The following is a 1,074-nucleotide window of genomic DNA, read 5'->3' as shown; positions in this document are numbered from 1 at the left end:
GACCCCAGGCGATCGAGGTCGCGGGCAGGCCCCGCGCCCGACGCCGCTCGGCCAACGCATCCAGATGCGCATTGGCCGCCGCATACACCGACTGCCCACCACTACCCCACACCCCCGCACCCGAGGAGAACAACACAAACGCATCCAACTCCGCATCCGCCGTCAACTCATCCAACAACTCCGCACCCACCGCCTTACCCGCCAACACCCCCGCAGCCTCCTCCCACACCACCTCACCCAACGGCGTCACCTGCGGAACACCCGCCGCATGAAACACCCCACGCAACGGCACCCCCGACGCCTCCACCACACCCAACAACCCCACCACCGACGCACGATCAGCCACATCACACGCCACAAAACTCACCTTCGCCCCCAACCCCACCAACTCCCGCTCCAACTCCACAGCCCCCGGAGCACCCCCACCACGACGCCCCGCCAACACCACATGCTCCGCACCCTCACGCGCCAACCACCGCGCCACATGACCACCCAAACCACCCGTCCCACCCGTCACCACCACACTCCCCCGCGCCCGCCACGACCCCGCCCCACCACAACCCACCCCCGGCAACAAACGCCGCCCAAAAACACCCGAACCCCGAACAGCCACCTGATCCTCACCACCACAACCACCCGAAACAACAGAAGCAACACCCCGCCAATCACCCTCCACCGGCTCCCAGGGCACATCCACCAAACCACCCCACCGCACCGGATCCTCCAACCCCACCACCCGCCCCAACCCCCACACACGAGCACCCATCACACACGGCACCTCACCCGGCTCCACCGCCACCGCACCACGCGTCACCACCCACAACGGCGCCTCCACCACCGCATCCCCCATCGCCTGAACCATCAACAACACCCCCGCCGTCCCCACATCCAGACCCCGATGCCCCACCACCGAACCCCCACCCCCATCAGCAAGCACCACCACACCCGCCAACCCCCCCGAACCCCCCACAAACCCAGCCAACCGCTCAGCCAGAACACCACGCCCAACCCCCACCACATCCAGCACCCAACGCTCCACCACCGCACCACCCCCACCCAACGCCGCCACCAGGG

The 1,074-nt window shown here is 68.0% G+C and carries 1 protein-coding gene; it reads right to left on the bottom strand.

From position 1 onward, the window contains the following. A partial coding sequence (locus tag ACFZCY_RS45500; protein WP_391187727.1) for an SDR family NAD(P)-dependent oxidoreductase occupies nucleotides 1-766 on the bottom strand: 766 nt, incomplete at its 3' end. Between the last annotated feature and the right edge of the window lie 308 nt (nucleotides 767-1,074).

The organism is Streptomyces sp. NPDC007983, assembly GCF_042958345.1.
Lineage (GTDB): Bacteria > Actinomycetota > Actinomycetes > Streptomycetales > Streptomycetaceae > Streptomyces.
The sequence above is the reverse complement of the archived record's forward strand: the minus strand, read 5'-3'. Positions and strand labels throughout refer to the sequence as shown.